A 15,500-nucleotide genomic window follows, 5' to 3' on the forward strand; every position below is an offset into this window, starting at 1 on the left:
TCCAACTGTCTCACATGTACACCGGGAAGACGGAGAAGGCCTGCTGCCTCTGCGGGAATCCAGACATCCGAACCCGGATCGACCTGCCGCCGCGGGCCGTCCCGCTGTTGAAGCACGCCGAGGCCATCGCCTGGCGGGACATCGTCGGCGAAGTGTCCATCTACTTCTGTGAGTCGGACTGGCGGACGGTGCGCGACCTCGTCCTCGAAACCGGGATGAGTCCGCTGTCGCGCTGTAACGTCGCCCGCGCGTCGTTCGACCTCCGCGAGGACTTCGAGGCGCTGCTGAACGACGTCCGCGACGAACCGGACCACACGGACCTCGAACGAGAGATGCTGGCCGACGCCGAGGCGGCGCTCGAAAACCGCGACGATCCTTACGTCGAGGAGCGCGACCTCGTCGAGGCCCGCGTGATACAGTGGGCGTTCGAGGACACGGACCCGGCGCGATAATCCCACGAGGGCAGTCGGACCGCTCCGTATCCAAACTGTTTTGAACACCCACTGCCGTGTGTGAACCGATGACTGTACGCGTAGGCGTTCTCGGCGCGACGGGCGCAGTCGGGCAACGGCTCATCCAACTGCTCGACCCCCACCCCGAGTTCGAAATCGCAGCATTGACCGCCAGCGCATCGAGCGCCGGCGAGACGTACAAGGACGCCGCCAAGTGGCGCGTCGACTCCCCGATCCCCGAGGACGTGGCCCAGACGGAAGTCCGGGCGACCGAGCCCGAGTCGGTCCCGGACGACGTGGATCTCATCTTCTCCTCGCTCCCGTCGAGCGTCGGCGCGGAGGTCGAACCGGAGTTCTGCGAGGACGGCTACGTCGTCTCCTCGAACTCCTCGAACGGCCGGATGGACGAGGACGTGCCGCTCGTCATCCCCGAGGTCAACGCCGATCACGTCGACCTCATCGAGGTCCAGCGCGACGAGCGCGGCTGGGACGGCGCGCTCCTGAAGAACCCGAACTGCTCGACCATCACGATGGTCCCGCCGCTGGCCGCCCTCGACGGCGAGTTCGACCTGACCGACGTGCACGTCTCGACGCTGCAGGCCGTCTCCGGCGCGGGCTACTCCGGCGTCACCTCGATGGAGATCATCGACAACGCCATCCCGCACATCGGCGGCGAGGAGCAGAAGATGGAGAGCGAGTCCCGCAAGCTACTGGGCTCGTTCGACGGCGCGGAGGTCACGCTCAACGACGCGAGCGTCGCGGCCTCCTGTAACCGTATCGCCACGCTCGACGGCCACCTGGAGAACGTCTGGGCAGAGACCGCCGAGGACATCACGGTCGCCGACGCCGAGGACGCGATGGACACCGTCACCGGCATCGACCTGCCGTCGTCGCCCGAGAATCTCATCACGGTCTTCGACGAACCCGACCGCCCGCAGCCACGCCTCGACCGCAACATCGAGAACGGCATGGGCGTCGCCGTCGGCGGCTTCCGCGAGACGGACGACGGCGTCCAGTTCAACTGCCTCGCTCACAACACCATGCGCGGCGCGGCCGGCGCGAGCGTGCTGAACGGCGAACTGCTGAGCCAGCGCGGCTACCTGTAGCGCTCAGAGCTCGATCTGATTTTTCAGGCCGTCCCACTCGCCGGTGCGTTCGGCCCGTTCGACGTTCTCCGCGACGATGTCGGCCAGCCGCTCGTAGTAGCTCGGCGTGTGCCCGGCGTTGTGGGGCGTGATCAGCACGTTCTCGAAGTCCCACAGCGGGTGCTCGGGGGGGAGTGGCTCGGGGTCGGTCACGTCGAGCGCCGCGCCGCCGACGTGGTTTCGCCGGAGCGCGTCGACGAGCGCGTCGGTGTCGACGACCGGGCCGCGGGCGACGTTCGTCAGCACCGCGTCGGGATGCATCGTCCGGAACACCTCGTCGTCGAAGAGGTGTCGTGTCGCGTCGGTCAGCGGACAGGCGAGGCCGACGTACTCTGCATCGACGACCGCTTCGTGAATCTCGTCGAAGCCGTACACCTCGTCGGTCGGGCCGCCCTTCTCGGGCGAGTAGCGAACGCCCACCGTCTCCACGTCGAAGCCCTCCAGCCGGTCGACGATGGCTTCGCCGATGGCCCCCAGCCCGACGACGACGACGCGGCTGCCGGCGAAGTCCGACGTGTGAAACGACTGCCAGACGCTCTCGTGCTGCTGGCGACGGGCGGTGAAGAAGCCGCGCGCGAACGCCAGCCACGATCCGACGACGTTCTCGGCGACGTTGGGGCCGTGGACGCCCGAAGCCGTGGTGAGCGCCACTTCGTGTTCGGCGAATGTGTCGAGCGGGAGGTGGTCGTATCCAGCGTACGTCCCTGCAAACAGTCGCAGCGAGTCGGTCGTATCGAGCAGTTCGGACGACACGGTCTGTCCGGTCAGGACCGTCGCCCCTGCGACCAGTTCGCGCTCCGCGGCCGGCGTCTCGGCGACGGCCACCTCCCAGTCGGGCAGTCGCTCCCTGAGCGCGCTCGCGTACTGGTCGATTGGCATCCCGTGGACGTTGTACCGCGTCACGACGATGTCGGCCGTCGCGTCTCCGGTGGCTGTGGAGCTCATGTCCGGTGGTCCGCTCGGTGGCCTCAAAACGCTGCCGGCGGGCGAGTGTCGACACCTCCGAGTCCGTTCGCGGCGCGGCTACGACCGCGCGAGAGGTGACAGCAAGAATTGCTAATATTCTAGTAATAGTCCGAGAATATCTAAGTATATTTGTACGATGCCCTGCGTAGGGTCGTCTCGGAATGGGGACATCGACGCGGGTGGCACTCGTGGACGACGACAGCGACTACAGACAGCTGTATCGGCTGTGGTTGCCGGAGGGATACGACGTGATCGAGGCCGCAGACGGCCGCGAGGCGCTCGATCTGGTCGACGACTCGGTCGACGTGGTGGTACTGGACCGCGAGATGCCGAACGCCGACGGCGAGACGGTCGCGGCCGAACTCCGCGAGCGCTCGGTCGACCCCGCGGTCGTGATGGTCAGCGGCGTCGAACCAGACGTCGATATTCTCGATATCCCCGTCGACTCGTATCTCACGAAGCCCGCCACTCGGGACGCGCTACTGTCAGTTATCTCGACGGTCCGCTCGTGGCGCGAGTACGCGCCGGAGCGCCGGGACCTGCTCGGACTGGCCGCGAGAAAGGCGGCCGTCTCCGAGGCGAAACGGGCCGTCGCGCTCGCCGAGAGCGAGGCCTACCGACGCGCCGAGGAGCGGCTCGCGGACCACCAGCTCGATCCCATCGACCTGCCGATCGAGCGGTGAGGACTGGCGTCTCCGTTCGCGTGAGCGCGTGAGACGGACGAACCGACCGAAGACAATAGGTTTTAGCGGGCGCGGGACACGGTAGCGGGTATGGAACACGTAGACGTCGCCATCGTCGGCGGCGGCCCGGCCGGCTCGTCGGCAGCCCGGGCCGCGGCCGACCACGGGGCCGACGCCGTCCTCCTGGAGAAGGGCGTCCCCCGGGCCGACCGCGAGGGGCGGGGGCCGGACTCGACGGACGCCGCCGGACTGCTGGACTACTGGTTCGAGATCATGGGCATCCCGCGCTCGGAGTTCCCTGAGGACGTGGTACTGAGCGAACTCGACGGCGCGAAGTTCTACGGCCCCTCGACCGAGATGACGCTCACCGAGACGGGCATCGACGCGGCCGCCGACACCTTCGGGGTCACCTTCCATCGCGCCCGGTTCGACGACTGGCTCCGCGAGCGGGCGGAAGCGGCGGGCGCGGACTACCGCGTCGGCGTCAGCGTCACCGGCGTCGAGACGGACCTGCACGGCTCGCCGCGCCACACCGTCCGCCTGGCCAACGGCGAAGATCTCGCCGCCGACTACGTCGTCCTCGCCGACGGCCCCCAGCGGACCGTCACCGGCGAGACGCTCGACCAGTTCCTCCCCGTGGGGCGGTCGATGGGCGACATCATGCCCTCGAACGAGGTGAACCACATCGCCTATCAGGAACACCGCCGGATGCCCGAGGAGCTGTTCACCCCCGAGTTCATCGAGTTCTGGTGGGGCGTCATGCCCGGCCACACCGCCTACCCGTGGATCTTCCCGAACGACCCGCCGGTCGCCCGCATCGGGCTCACGATGCCCATCGGCCTGGACATCGACGACTACGACCGGAGCGAGTGGGACCTCCTCCGCGAGACCGACGAAGGCATTCCCCAGGGCCGCGAGTACGTCGAGCGCCTGCTCGAACGGGAGTTCCAGGCCTACGACCTCGACGACTTCCCGCTCGTCGAGGACCGCGGGAAAGCCCGCGGCACGGAGACGTACCCCATCTCCTCGACCCGCCCCATCGAGTCCCCGGTCGGAGCGGGCATCGCCGTCACCGGCGGCGCGATGGGCGCGACCTCCGCCTTCCACGAGGGCGGCGACCACGTCGCCGTCCGCACCGGCACGCTCGCCGGGCGACTCGCCGCGACGGATCGCCTCGAACGCTACAACGACGCCTGGCACCGCGCCATCGGCGACGAGATCCTCCGCAACGTCACGTTCGCCGACATGGTTCGCGACTGGGGACCGACCGACTGGGACCGGGCCTTCACGACCGCCAACGACCTCATGGACGCCCGCGGAATCAAGGCCGACGCCGCGCTGCAGGGCGGCCTCCACGGCCTCGAACTGGTCGCCCGCTACAAGTGGGGGAAATTCGGCTACAGAAACGGCAAGTACGTCCAGCTACGCGAGGACGACTACGCGGTCTGAACGTCAGCCTTAGGTGTCCGAGCGGCGAAGTTCGACTGCGTGCCTTCAATCCCCGGCCGAGGCCCGTCACCGGGACGATGACGATCCGGAGAACCCGGGCACGCGACATTCCGCGGGTAACACCGCACTTGCAGTCGGCGGTTGCACCGCAATCGCCCGCGCTCGCGGCTGACGCCGCTCGCGCATCTGGTCGTCTTCCGACGACCCGCCAGACGGTCTCGACCGCCTGGCCGTTCGGTGATTACGACGGAATCACCCGCCCGGCACGAGGGTTTGCCGGCTGACGTGGCACGCCGCCGAGGATGATGCCGGACGTTAGTGTTCCGGGCGCACATTCAGCGATTCGATAGCCGTCGCCGTGACGTACTTGGCGTCCGTGATCGTCGGACGGGACCGGATCGGCCGATCGGTCAGCCGCGAAAGCCGAGCAACCGAAGGCCGTTCAGCGAGACGATGACCGTCGAGCCCTCGTGACCGATCACTGCGAGCGGCAGCGGGATGCCCCGGAGGAGGATCGTGCCGACCATGAGTGCAATCGCACCGAACGCGATGGCGAGATTGACGGTGAGCGTCCGGCGGGTCCTCCGTCCGAGGCCGAGAACGTAGGGAATCTTGCTGAGGTCGTCGCCCATCAGGACCACGTCGGCAGTATCGAGGGCAACGTCGGTCCCCGCGCCGCCCATCGCGATGCCGAGGGTCGCTGTGGCGAGGGCTGGCGCGTCGTTGACGCCGTCACCGACCATCGCGACGTTCTCGTGTCGTTCGACGAGGTCCTCGATGGTCGCCACTTTCTCCTCCGGCAGCAGTTCCGCCTGGACTTCGTCGATGCCGACCTCGTCGGCGATGCGCTGTGCGACGCGCTCGTTGTCGCCGGTCAGCATGACGATGTGTTCCACGCCGAGCGAGCGGAGGTCGTCGATCATCTCGGTCGCTTCGGGGCGAACGGTGTCGGTGAACGCGAGCCACCCCAGCACGGTGACGTCGCCGCCGCGCTCTCGGGCGACGAGGACGCTCGTTTTCCCCTCCGCCTCGATCGTTTTGAGGCGATCGAGACCGGGTTCGAGACCGTCGATCGCCACGTCTCCGAGAACGCTCTGGAAGTAACTCCGATTCCCGATGTGGAGCGTGCTGCCCTCGACGTCCGCGTGGACCCCTTTCCCGGCGACCGACTGAAACCGCTCCGTGTCGGGAACGTCGAGCGACCGGCTCTCTGCCGCCCGCACGGTCGCCCGAGCGAGGTGGTGCTCGGAGCGGGCCTGCACCGCCGCCGCGATGGAGAGCAGGCCGTCTTCTGTCTGCGTGTCTGCCGTCTCGTCACTGACGACCACGTCGGTCAGCTGTGTGTCGCCCTGCGTGAGCGTCCCGGTCTTGTCGAAGGCGACAGCGTCGATGCGCGCCGCGGTCTCGACGTGTTCGCCGCCCTTGAACAGCACGCCTTGCCGCCCGCCGGAGGCGATCGCCGAGAGGACCGCCGCGGGCGTGGAGATGATGACCGCACACGGCGACGCGGCGACCATGAGCGTCATCGCCCGGTAGAACGTCCCCGTGAACTCGCTCCCGAGTGCGAGCGGGATCGCGATGGCCGCGACCGTCAGTCCGAACACGCCGAGGACGTACGGTTGTTCGAGACGGTCGATGAGCCGCTGTGTCGGGGCCTTCTCGCTCTGGGCTTCTTCGACCATGGTGATGAGGCGGCTGATCGCCGACTCGTGGGCCTGCCGCGTGACTTCGATTTCGAGGCTCCCGCTCTCGTTGATCGTCCCCCCGAACACCTCGTCGCCGAGGTCCTTTGGCACGGGGACGGACTCCCCGGTGAGCGAGGCCTGATCGACCGTTCCCTCACCGGACGCGACGACGCCATCGAGCGGAATCTTGTCGCCCGGACGGACGACGAACACGTCACCGACGGCGACATCGTCGATGGGAACCGTGACCTCCTCACCGTCACGCAGAACCTGCGCTTCGTCCGGCCGCATCTCGACGAGCGACTTGATCGCTCGGCGCGAGCGGCCGATCGCGTAGTGTTGGAGCGTGTTCGACAGCGAGAACAGGAAGAGGAGCATCGCACCCTCGAACGGGGCCCCGATCGAGAGCGCGCCGAGCGCGGCGACGATCATCAACAGGTCGATGTCGACCGCGCGGTGGCGGAGCGTCTCGACGGCCCCCTTGAGGCCGTACCACCCGCCGAAGACGTACGCGACGCCGTAGCCGGCCCACATCAGGAGCGGCGGGCCGTCGAGCCATCCCGTCGCCAAGCCGGTCACCATGCCGACCAGCGTCAGTCCGACGAACACTGCCTCCCGCCTGAGTTCCGAGCGGGAGGTCACCTCGTCGGAATCAGTGTCGCGCTCGTCCCGGATCGAGACGTCACGGTCGCGGACCGCGTCTCGAAGCCGTTCCTCTGAGGTGACACTCTCGTCGTAGGTGATCCGAGCGCTCCCCGTCCGGAACGAGACGTCGACGTCGTGGACGCCGGGCGTATCACTGAGGTGTCGTTCGAGTGCGCGCGCTCCCGCGTCGCCGCGCCCGCCTCGTCGTTCGATCTGGACGGTACACGTCGACAGCGGGGGTGATTCAGTAACGGTCACGCTATCTCTCCATACGGTGTGTGTCGTTTTTGTATCGTCGGTCCGTCACCGCGTCCTCGTCGGCGCTCCTCCGGACGGGCGATCGACCCGCTGGAACACCCGCCCGTCCGTCCGGTCCGAACAAGTCAGCTGACAATCGTCACCGGGATTCGCGCTCGGCGGGCGACCGTCTCGGCGACGCTCCCGAGGAGCGTCCGGTCGATTCCAGAGCGGCCGTGACTGCCCATGACGATCTGATCGACATCGTGGTCACCAGCGTATTCGAGGATCGCTCGTGCCGGTTTGCCGACTTCGGTCACGGCGTCCAGTTCGCGGTCCCGTTCTGCCGCGAGGTCCGTGGCCATCGCGTGGATGGTGTCCGCTCGCTCTCTCGCGTTCTCCTCCCAGTCCTCGGCGACCGGTAAGCCGCCGGCCTCGATGTCGATGACCGAGTCGAAAGGGTTGATGACGTATATCGACGTGATGGACGCGTCCGGGAAGGTCTCGATGGCGTACGTGAGCGCGCGCTCCGAAAGCGGGGACCCGTCGAAGGCGACGAGGACAGTGGCAGGCATGCGAAGCGGTTCGTGGGGGAGTGAAATGAACGTACTCCTCCGCGGATAGCGCGCAGTGATTCGCGTCGGAAAGGCCTTCAGACGACTCGGGTCGGTGGAGACACGAACCTCGATTCGACGGTTGGACGACGACCGCCCGGCAGTCACTTCCCTCGGTTCCCGGTCACTCCGCCTCCGTAATCGTGAACAGGTCGTCGTCGGTCAAGACCGCTCGAACCCGCCCGTGCCATGCCGCCGCGAAGGCCGTCCGCTCCTCGTCCGTCGCGGTCCCCTCGATCAGTGCGTCCAGATACTGTGAAGCGGGCCCGGCACCGGGGACGTTCCCGACGTGGTAGGTGACTCGAACCGCGTCGTCCGTGTCCGTACGCTCGAACGTGAACGTGGGGTCGGCTTCGTCCGCACGGTCGAAGTGGAGGTGGTGTCTTCGGTCGCCGTAGCCGCCGGCGAGTCCGCCGAAGCCGTCCTCTTCGGCAGCACCCGTGACGTACGAGACGACCCGTGACATCACGCCGTAGGTCGCGTCGGACTTCGGCCCGCCGGCGGTCACCTCGATGTCGCCTCGAACGGGGCACTCGTCCGGGTAGAGTTCGGCGAGCGCGAGCTGGGTGAGCCGAAACGCGCCCGCCGCCGTCGGACAGGAGTGGCCGGCCGCCTTCACGACGTCCGCGTAGCTGATACCGAACGGCTCGCCCGGGCCCAGGACGGTCAGCGCCTCGGCGACCGGGTCGCGGATGCGGATCGGTTCGACGGTCTCGTATTCGACGTTCCAGTTCGTCAGGTCGCGCTGATTGGTCGTTTCGGTCATTGGTTGTGATCGGTTGCAGGGTGTGGTCGATAGCTACCACCGTCGCAGGCGCATTCCGTTGAGGATGACCAGCAGGACGCTGCCCTCGTGGACGAGCATTCCGCCGGCGAGGTGGACGTTACTTGTCAATACTCCCGCCAAGAGGACGGTCACCGTGAGGACCGCGATGCCGACGTTCTGGAGGACGTTCCGGCGCGTCGCCTTGCTCAGTCCGACCGCGTCCGGGATTCGTTCGAGGTCGTCGGCCATCAGCGCCATGTCCGCCGTCTCGATGGCGGTGTCGGTGCCCGCAGCGCCCATGGCGATCCCCACGTCGGCGGTCGCCAGCGAGGGCGCGTCGTTGATGCCGTCACCGACCATCGCCACGACGGAGCCCTCCTCGCGGAACGCCTCGATGGCGGCCTGCTTGTCCTCCGGCAGCAGTTCGGCTCGGTAGTCGTCGATGCCGACCCGCTCGGCGACGGCGCGGGCGGTCCGCTCGTTGTCGCCGGTAAGCATCACCGTCCGCACGCCCGCGTCCCTTAACGCCCGCACGACTCGGGGGGCGGTCTCGCGGAGTTCGTCGCGGAGCGCGATCACGCCGACGACGGTCCCGTCGCGGACGACGTGGACCGCCGTCTCGCCGGCTTCTTCGTGCTCACGGACGGACGCGGCGACCGGCTCGGGAACGGCGACGGCGCGCTCGTCGAGCAGCGCTCGGTTGCCGACGGCGATCTCCCGGCCGTCGTAGCGGGCGACGACGCCCTTCCCGGCGAGAACTTCGAAGTCGTCCGGGTCCGGGACGCGGGCCGACCCGACGACGGGCGCTCCGTGGGCAGCGACGCTCTCCGGGACGTCGGCCTCTCGTGCCGCGTCGAGGATAGCGTCCGCGAGGTGGTGCTCGCTCTTCTTCTCGGCGATGCCGGCCAGGCGGAGCGTCTTCTCGGCGTCGCATTCGAATCCCTGGACGCTGGCAACGGTGGTCTCGCCCTTCGTGAGGGTCCCGGTCTTGTCGAACGCGACGAGGTCGATCCGCCCGGCGCGTTCGAGATGCTCGCCGCCCTTCATCAGGACGCCGTTGCGGGCGGCGTTCCCGATAGCCGAGACGACGCTGACCGGCGGGCCGATGACGAGCGCACCCGGACAGCCGATGACGAGCAGCGTGAGCGCCATGAGCACGTCACGGGTGACGACGAACGCACCGACGGCGAGCAGGACGATGGCGGGCGTGTAGTAGCGGGCGAAGCGGTCGATGAACTGCTCGGTCGGGGACTGGGCTTCCTGTGCCGCCTCGACACGGCGGATAATGCGCTGGAGCGTCGTGTCCGACCCTGTACCCGTCGCCACGACGTCGAGTGCCCCTTCTCGGTTCACCGTCCCCGCGAACACGTCGTCGCCGGCGGTCTTGTGGACGGGTACACTCTCGCCGGTGACCGGTGCCTGGTTGACGGCGCTCTCGCCGGCGACGACTTCGCCGTCGACCGGAATCTTCGCCCCCGGCTTGACGATCACTGTCTCGCCCTCCTCGACCTCTCGAGCAGGAACTTCGACATCGTTGCCGTCGCGGCGGACGAGCGCCGTGGCGGGCGTCAGTTCGAGCAGTTCCTGCAGAGCGGTGCGCGTCTTGCGCATCGTCCGCCCCTCCAGGTAGCTCCCGAGACTGAACAGGAAGACGACCGCCGCGGCCTCCCAGTACTCGCCGATGGCGACGGCACCGACGGCAGCCAGAGTCACGAGCGTCTTGATGCCGATCGTCCAGCTCCGGAGCTCGTAGTAGGCGTGCTTCGCGACGTCGTAGCCGCCGATGACGGCCGCGAAGACGAGGACGAGCGCGCTCGCGGTGTCGTATCCGGTGGCGTAGCCGAGGCTCCAACCCCCGGCGTACAGGAGGCCACTCGTCGCGGTGACGACGGCCGTGCGGTGCTTGCGGTAGTACTCTCGGACGGTCATGAACGTGGACTCTCCCACTTACGTCACCTGGGGTGTGTACCCCTGGCTCTCGATGGCGGACTCGAAGTCGGCCGGGTCGGCCACGGCCGGGTCGTACTCGATTTCGACGCGGCCGGTCGTGTAGTGGACCGCCACGTGCTCGACTCCGTCCGCCCGTCTCAGCACACGCTCGACGGTGCTCGCACAGGTCGGACAGTCGAAGTCCCTGACGCGGAACTGGGTGCGTTCGGTCATCGTGGATCTCCTCACGCTCACCTACGCCCCGTGTCCGAATAAGTATTAATAAAATGATATATTTGGGTCGTGGCCGGAGCCGTTGTACCGGTCCAACGACCCGTTTGAACGGTCACGCCAACCGTCCGTACTTTACGGTGCGCTCCAAAATGTAGTCCGATGAGTGCCTTCGAATCCGACGTTGAACTGGCTGACATCGTCGTCCGGGACACCGACGTGTCGAGCGCGGTCGACGAACCCGTTCGAGCGATGATTCTCGACATGCTCGCGGAAGAGGCGATGACGGTCGAGGCGGTACACGAGGAACTCGGCGGCCGCGGTTTCGAGCGGACGGTGAACACGATCCGCCACCACATTAACGAGCTTCGTAATGCCGGCCTCGTCGAAGTCGAGCGGATGGAGGAGCGCCGCGGTGGGACGCTGAAGTTCTATCGGGCGAACACCATCGTCCTCTCCTACTCGGTTCCGGACGGGTCCCGGGAGAAAGTCGCCGAGATGGCCGATTGGATGAGTCCTCGACTGGAGCCTCTTATCGGGGAACTGCGGGAGAGATACGAGGCAGACCTCACACGGATCGCCGACCAGATGGCGCCGTGCGAACACTGCACCACTCAGAAGTTCGAGACGTATCTCCTCCTCACCGTCCTCCGTCGTGGATTCGTCGATGCGTACGGAGGTCCGGAGCGCGGCGATCAGTGACGCACCGGTGCGGACGGACGCACTTTCGCCCCGTACCAGGGTGTCGCCTCCCGAATACAGCGCACGCGTCAGTCGGGAAGCGCGGGCGGCCGACGCGGATTTCCGTCGAATTTGGGTCTAAGTTTCAGCTGTTGTATGCGCTAGTTCGGCGAATCATTATCCGCCGCCTCCGGCAATGATACTGTGTGCGACCGGCCGAACCGCGTTCCGTTCGGATCACGAGACCGCAGTCGGCCACCGGCCAGCGACACCAGCAATGACGATACACAGCCACAACACCGGTTTCGGGGGCGCAGCGGACAACAAAACGGGGACTGGGACGGGACGAAGCGAATCGGAGAAGGCGGTCCGGCGCGTCCTCTGGTGGCTCATCGGCAGTTCGCGGGGCGGCGAGAACCGCCTCCGTATCATCCACGCCATCGAGGACCAGCCCCGAAACACCAATCAGCTCTCCGAGGACCTCGACCTGAACTACAAGACGGTCGAACACCATCTCGAGCGCCTCGTCGACCACGGCGTCTTGTTGGCGAACGGCGACGAGTACGGGACGATGTACTTCCTCTCGGACCGGCTGGAAGCGAACCTCGACGTGTTGGACGAGGTCGTCGCCGCCGCTGAGATCGATGTCGGCAATGAGGACGCCGCTCGCTAAGACGCTCGGCGTCACGTTCGCCGGACTCGTCTGCGCTCTCCTCGGCGCCGTCTTCTTTCCCTGTCTCGATCCGGCTTTTGCATACGGACCGAAAGGCGGGCTCCCGCCGGCGCTGGCACTGGTGGTCAAGGCCAAACTGTTCGTCACGACGTTCAACCTCGTCGTGTTGCTCGCGCTCATGCGATCCTACTTGGCGATCTACCGCGGGCTGGCGAACAAGTACACCCGGAGCCTCATCGCGCTGAGCGTGCTGTTGGGTCTGTACGCCGCCACGAGCAACCCCTTGCTTCCGCTCCTGTTGGGACTGTCTCCGCGCCCCTCGTTCGGGGTGTTTCTCTTCCTGCCCGATCTGTTCGTCGGCCTCGCCATCGTCGTCCTGTACTACCAGAGCCAGACGTGACGGCTGGTGCGGATGCCGCCGCGGTCGACTCGGCTATCGCGACGCTCAGCGAGCGCTACCCGACTGGTGAAATCGACGAGGAGTGTTCCAGCGGCGACGAGACCGATTTCAGTAGTCAGCGACGCGTCTGCGGGGATTTTCGGTCCAGAACACGGATCACTTCCCCACCCACTCTCGGAACGCTGGCGTTCCACTTCGGGGAGCATCATGAGACAAGCGACAACTGGTCGTGCTCTCCGCGCCGGTCGAGTTCGTGGGTGAGCCACCGGGCCAGCAGTTCGACCGCGGTCTTCTCGTCGGTGCCGAACGGCTCGGACTGCGGCTCCCGGCCGACGAAACAGACGGCTCCGAAGCGGTCGCCGTCCGATTCGAGCGCAGCCCCGAGGTAGCACCCGAAGCCGTACGATTCCCGGGCCGACGCCTCGGTCCGGTCCGGGTCGTCGGCGTTGAACGCCGTCAAGAGGCCGTCCGACTCGACGGTCCGGCGGGCGTAGGCTGCGACGGCGGAGTCCGTACCCGGTTCGACGAGGGTCGGATCGGTGCTGGTCGCCAGAATCTCGTGGGAGCCGTCCGCCGGGTCGAGCGAGAGGAGACAGCCGTCTTCGAGACCCAAGTAGTCGACGCCCAGGTCGAGCACGTCGACGACGCGCCGTTCGAACGGACGCTCCGCGTCGGTCGTGAGCGCGTAGAGGTCCTCGCGGTAGCGCTCGGTGCGCGCCTGCCGGTGCTCGCGGTCGATCCGGTCGGAGATGTCCCTGGTCACGACCGCGAACCCGCGGAGGGCGTCGTCGTCACGGAGCGCCGTGATGGTCACGTCTGCCCAGTACGCGCTACCGTCCTTCCGAACGCGGAGTCCCTGATCGGTCGCCTGCCCGGCCTCGGCCGCCGCTTCGAGCAGATCGTCGGCCAGCCCCGCCTCGATCTGCTCGGCCGTGTGAAAGGTCGAGAGCGGCTCGTCGACGACCTCGGCTTCTCCGTAGCCCGTGATGCGCTCGGCGCCGGCGTTCCACGATCGGATTCGCCCGTCAGGATCGAGAACGAACATCGCGTACTCCTCGACGGCGTCGACCAGCAGGCGGAACCGCTCGCGCTCGTGTCTGAGCTGCGTGTCGAGTTCCTCCCGTTCGGTCCGGTTCCGAAGGACGCACACTGCGCCGTCGCCGTCGATGTCCCCGACGGTGTGTTCGCCGACGAACTCCGTCCCGTCGGCGCGTCGGAGGCGCGTCTCGCCCGTCCACGTTCCGTTCTCGCGTACCGCGGGGAGGATCTCGTCCTCGACGACCTCCCGTCCGGCCTCGCTGTAGACCATCTGCCACGGACTCCCTTCCAGTTCTTCGCGGTCGTATCCGACGGTCTCCGCGTAGGATTCGTTGACGTACGTGAACCGTCCCTCGGCGTCGATCGTGCCGATACCGTCCCAGGCCGCGTCCATAGCGTGGTAGTCGCGGACGACCTGGCGCTCGTTCCGGCGCGCCTCGACGGCGTTTCGGATCCGATTGGCGAGGATGGCGTACTGGACTGTGCCCGTCTTCTTCTGGATGTAGTCCGTGACGCCGGCGGAGATGGCGTCGGCCGCGATCTCCTCGCTCCCTTTGCCCGTGTAGAGGATGAACGGGAGCTTCGGTGACCTGTCACGGACGGCTCTGAGGAACTCCAGCCCGTCCATCTCCGGCATGTCGTAGTCGCTGACGATGCAGTCGTAGCTGTCGTCGAGCGCGCGGTCGAGAACCGGGGCGGCCCGTGCCGCCGTCTCCACGTCGAACCGATCGTCGGTCCGCTGCAGGAACGTCGCCGTCACGTCCGCGAGATCGGGGTCGTCGTCGACGTGTAACACAGAGACTTCGTCGCCCATCTCTGTCAACGTAACGTAAGGAAACGGAAAAGACATTTGTCAACTGAGAGGACTTTCCGCGGAGGGGTCGGAAATACCCGACGTAGCGACCCTCTCACAGCGAATCCACCATGACTGTTCAGGAGGGCTAGGAGACCAGTGCGACGCCCAGCCGTCAGTCGTCGCCGGTCGGCAAATCGGTTCGGCCGTCCGTCGGAGTCAGACCCCGACCCCGGGAGCGAGGGTCGCGGCACCTGCTGCCTCTAGCTGGTCGCTGTACTTGACGACGACGTAGAGCAGCGAGAACAGCGTCGCGTTGTACGCCCCGTGGATGAGCGACGGGACGACGATGTTGTCGGTGTACTCGTAGGCCGCACCGAGGACGAGCGAGGGGATGAGCAGTCCGCCGAGGGCGACGAGGTTCCCCGAGGCGGACCCGCCGGTCAGCGCGAAGTAGTGAATCCCGGCGAAGAAGACGCTCGCGGTGACGACGCTCGGAACCGGACCGAACACCTCGCGAATGCGCCCCTGCACGACGCCGCGGAACAGCAGTTCCTCGCCCGGCCCGATGAGCAGGAACGACGCCGGAATCAGCAACAGGAGCACCTCGGGGTTCTCCATCCCGATCTCCGCCGCCTGATTCCGGCCGGGCTCCACGCCGAGCGCCGCGACGATGATAGAGATGACGATGGACGCGACGATCAGCCCGCCGATGGCCGTTCCGTAGCCGAGGACGACGACCCCGAGGTCGCGGAGATCCGGGACGTCGACACCGATGCTGAACTGCTGTCGGCCCGGTAGCGAGAGCTTTTCGTGGACGAACTCACCGATTGTCGGCCTGAGTTTGACGTACGCGAACGCGATCAGTGGAAAGGCGATCCCCTGCACGGTTATCAGTCCGAGCACGAGCGTCCGAACCGGAGTGATCGAGAAATCGAAACCGAGCACGAGCAGCAAGCCGACCAGGCCCGTCAGCGCGACCCCGAAGACGAGGCCGCCGACTCCGAGGAGGAGCGCCGAGACGAGCGCGAGGCCGGACTGGAGGACGTTGCGTTCGCGGGATGCCGTCGCCATACGCTTCGTTGGTCGTGACGATGGGTAAACAGTTCGCTT

The 15,500-nt window shown here is 67.0% G+C and carries 15 protein-coding genes; 7 read left to right on the forward strand and 8 right to left on the reverse strand.

The features are described 5' to 3' along the window. Positions 1 to 14: 14 nt before the first annotated feature. Positions 15 to 452 carry a hypothetical protein gene (locus tag GM656_RS16740; protein ID WP_162414841.1) on the forward strand — a complete coding sequence of 146 codons (438 nt, stop codon included), beginning with the start codon at positions 15 to 17 and terminating at the stop codon, positions 450 to 452. A 68-nt stretch (positions 453 to 520) separates the two neighbouring features. After that, complete coding sequence (gene asd, locus GM656_RS16745) at positions 521 to 1,558, forward strand: aspartate-semialdehyde dehydrogenase (protein WP_162414842.1); 1,038 nt, start codon at positions 521 to 523, stop codon at positions 1,556 to 1,558. Positions 1,559 to 1,561: 3 nt separating this feature from the next. Here the strand turns inward: asd and GM656_RS16750 are convergent, their stop codons facing one another. Further along, a complete protein-coding gene (locus GM656_RS16750) occupies positions 1,562 to 2,542 on the reverse strand; it encodes a D-2-hydroxyacid dehydrogenase (protein ID WP_162414843.1) in 981 nt (326 codons plus the stop codon). Between the two features lie 182 nt (positions 2,543 to 2,724). Between GM656_RS16750 and GM656_RS16755 the strand changes: the two genes are divergently transcribed. Next, positions 2,725 to 3,246 (forward strand): response regulator, encoded by a 522-nt coding sequence (locus GM656_RS16755; protein ID WP_162414844.1) that lies wholly within the window; start codon positions 2,725 to 2,727, stop codon positions 3,244 to 3,246. A 90-nt stretch (positions 3,247 to 3,336) separates the two neighbouring features. Continuing rightward, positions 3,337 to 4,695: an NAD(P)/FAD-dependent oxidoreductase gene (locus GM656_RS16760; RefSeq protein ID WP_162414845.1), complete on the forward strand. Its 1,359-nt coding sequence runs from the start codon at positions 3,337 to 3,339 to the stop codon at positions 4,693 to 4,695. Positions 4,696 to 5,105: 410 nt separating this feature from the next. On the opposite strand, the gene GM656_RS16765 is transcribed toward GM656_RS16760, so the two are convergent. The 5 genes from GM656_RS16765 to GM656_RS16785 all read right to left on the reverse strand — a co-directional run bounded on the left by GM656_RS16765 (position 5,106) and on the right by GM656_RS16785 (position 10,805). After that, positions 5,106 to 7,283, reverse strand: a complete 2,178-nt coding sequence (locus tag GM656_RS16765; protein ID WP_162414846.1) for a heavy metal translocating P-type ATPase — start codon at positions 7,281 to 7,283, stop codon at positions 5,106 to 5,108. Between the two features lie 125 nt (positions 7,284 to 7,408). Then, positions 7,409 to 7,837 carry a universal stress protein gene (locus GM656_RS16770; protein WP_162414847.1) on the reverse strand — a complete coding sequence of 143 codons (429 nt, stop codon included), beginning with the start codon at positions 7,835 to 7,837 and terminating at the stop codon, positions 7,409 to 7,411. 163 nt (positions 7,838 to 8,000) lie between these two features. Next, a complete protein-coding gene (locus GM656_RS16775; protein WP_162414848.1) occupies positions 8,001 to 8,642 on the reverse strand; it encodes a hypothetical protein in 642 nt (213 codons plus the stop codon). Positions 8,643 to 8,675: 33 nt separating this feature from the next. Further along, positions 8,676 to 10,571 (reverse strand): heavy metal translocating P-type ATPase, encoded by a 1,896-nt coding sequence (locus GM656_RS16780; protein WP_162414849.1) that lies wholly within the window; start codon positions 10,569 to 10,571, stop codon positions 8,676 to 8,678. An 18-nt stretch (positions 10,572 to 10,589) separates the two neighbouring features. Then, the gene (locus tag GM656_RS16785; RefSeq protein ID WP_162414850.1) at positions 10,590 to 10,805 is read right to left on the reverse strand and encodes a heavy-metal-associated domain-containing protein; all 216 of its coding nucleotides are present in this window, start codon (positions 10,803 to 10,805) and stop codon (positions 10,590 to 10,592) included. Positions 10,806 to 10,964: 159 nt separating this feature from the next. Here GM656_RS16785 and GM656_RS16790 point away from each other — a divergent pair, with 159 nt between their 5' ends. The 3 genes from GM656_RS16790 (at position 10,965) to GM656_RS19390 (ending at position 12,556) form a co-directional block, all read left to right on the forward strand. Beyond that, on the forward strand, positions 10,965 to 11,504 hold the full coding sequence (locus GM656_RS16790; RefSeq protein WP_162414851.1) for a winged helix-turn-helix domain-containing protein: 540 nt from the start codon (positions 10,965 to 10,967) through the stop codon (positions 11,502 to 11,504). Between the two features lie 370 nt (positions 11,505 to 11,874). Continuing rightward, positions 11,875 to 12,156, forward strand: coding sequence for a winged helix-turn-helix domain-containing protein (locus GM656_RS16795; protein WP_367397970.1), 282 nt, complete (start codon positions 11,875 to 11,877; stop codon positions 12,154 to 12,156). Continuing rightward, positions 12,137 to 12,556 (forward strand): hypothetical protein, encoded by a 420-nt coding sequence (locus tag GM656_RS19390; protein ID WP_241692809.1) that lies wholly within the window; start codon positions 12,137 to 12,139, stop codon positions 12,554 to 12,556. The genes GM656_RS16795 and GM656_RS19390 overlap by 20 nt, the downstream gene beginning before the upstream one ends. A 205-nt stretch (positions 12,557 to 12,761) precedes the next feature. Here the strand turns inward: GM656_RS19390 and GM656_RS16805 are convergent, their stop codons facing one another. Next, positions 12,762 to 14,408, reverse strand: coding sequence for a PAS domain-containing response regulator (locus GM656_RS16805; protein WP_162414853.1), 1,647 nt, complete (start codon positions 14,406 to 14,408; stop codon positions 12,762 to 12,764). A 198-nt stretch (positions 14,409 to 14,606) separates the two neighbouring features. Beyond that, positions 14,607 to 15,461 (reverse strand): CPBP family intramembrane glutamic endopeptidase, encoded by an 855-nt coding sequence (locus tag GM656_RS16810; protein ID WP_162414854.1) that lies wholly within the window; start codon positions 15,459 to 15,461, stop codon positions 14,607 to 14,609. Positions 15,462 to 15,500 lie beyond the last annotated feature (39 nt).

The organism is Haloarcula salina (genome assembly GCF_010119195.1).
GTDB lineage: Archaea > Halobacteriota > Halobacteria > Halobacteriales > Haloarculaceae > Haloarcula > Haloarcula salina.

What these genes read in the sequence shown, in the direction of transcription:
- GM656_RS16760 (WP_162414845.1), top strand. Translation starts at nt 3,337, where the DNA reads ATGGAACACGTAGACGTCGCCATCGTCGGCGGCGGCCCGGCCGGCTCG.
- GM656_RS16790 (WP_162414851.1), top strand. Translation starts at nt 10,965, where the DNA reads ATGAGTGCCTTCGAATCCGACGTTGAACTGGCTGACATCGTCGTCCGG.
- GM656_RS16810 (WP_162414854.1), bottom strand. Translation starts at nt 15,461, where the DNA reads ATGGCGACGGCATCCCGCGAACGCAACGTCCTCCAGTCCGGCCTCGCG.
- GM656_RS16775 (WP_162414848.1), bottom strand. Translation starts at nt 8,642, where the DNA reads ATGACCGAAACGACCAATCAGCGCGACCTGACGAACTGGAACGTCGAA.
- GM656_RS16740 (WP_162414841.1), top strand. Translation starts at nt 15, where the DNA reads ATGTACACCGGGAAGACGGAGAAGGCCTGCTGCCTCTGCGGGAATCCA.
- GM656_RS16805 (WP_162414853.1), bottom strand. Translation starts at nt 14,408, where the DNA reads ATGGGCGACGAAGTCTCTGTGTTACACGTCGACGACGACCCCGATCTC.
- asd (WP_162414842.1), top strand. Translation starts at nt 521, where the DNA reads ATGACTGTACGCGTAGGCGTTCTCGGCGCGACGGGCGCAGTCGGGCAA.
- GM656_RS16785 (WP_162414850.1), bottom strand. Translation starts at nt 10,805, where the DNA reads ATGACCGAACGCACCCAGTTCCGCGTCAGGGACTTCGACTGTCCGACC.
- GM656_RS19390 (WP_241692809.1), top strand. Translation starts at nt 12,137, where the DNA reads ATGAGGACGCCGCTCGCTAAGACGCTCGGCGTCACGTTCGCCGGACTC.
- GM656_RS16780 (WP_162414849.1), bottom strand. Translation starts at nt 10,571, where the DNA reads ATGACCGTCCGAGAGTACTACCGCAAGCACCGCACGGCCGTCGTCACC.
- GM656_RS16750 (WP_162414843.1), bottom strand. Translation starts at nt 2,542, where the DNA reads ATGAGCTCCACAGCCACCGGAGACGCGACGGCCGACATCGTCGTGACG.
- GM656_RS16755 (WP_162414844.1), top strand. Translation starts at nt 2,725, where the DNA reads ATGGGGACATCGACGCGGGTGGCACTCGTGGACGACGACAGCGACTAC.
- GM656_RS16770 (WP_162414847.1), bottom strand. Translation starts at nt 7,837, where the DNA reads ATGCCTGCCACTGTCCTCGTCGCCTTCGACGGGTCCCCGCTTTCGGAG.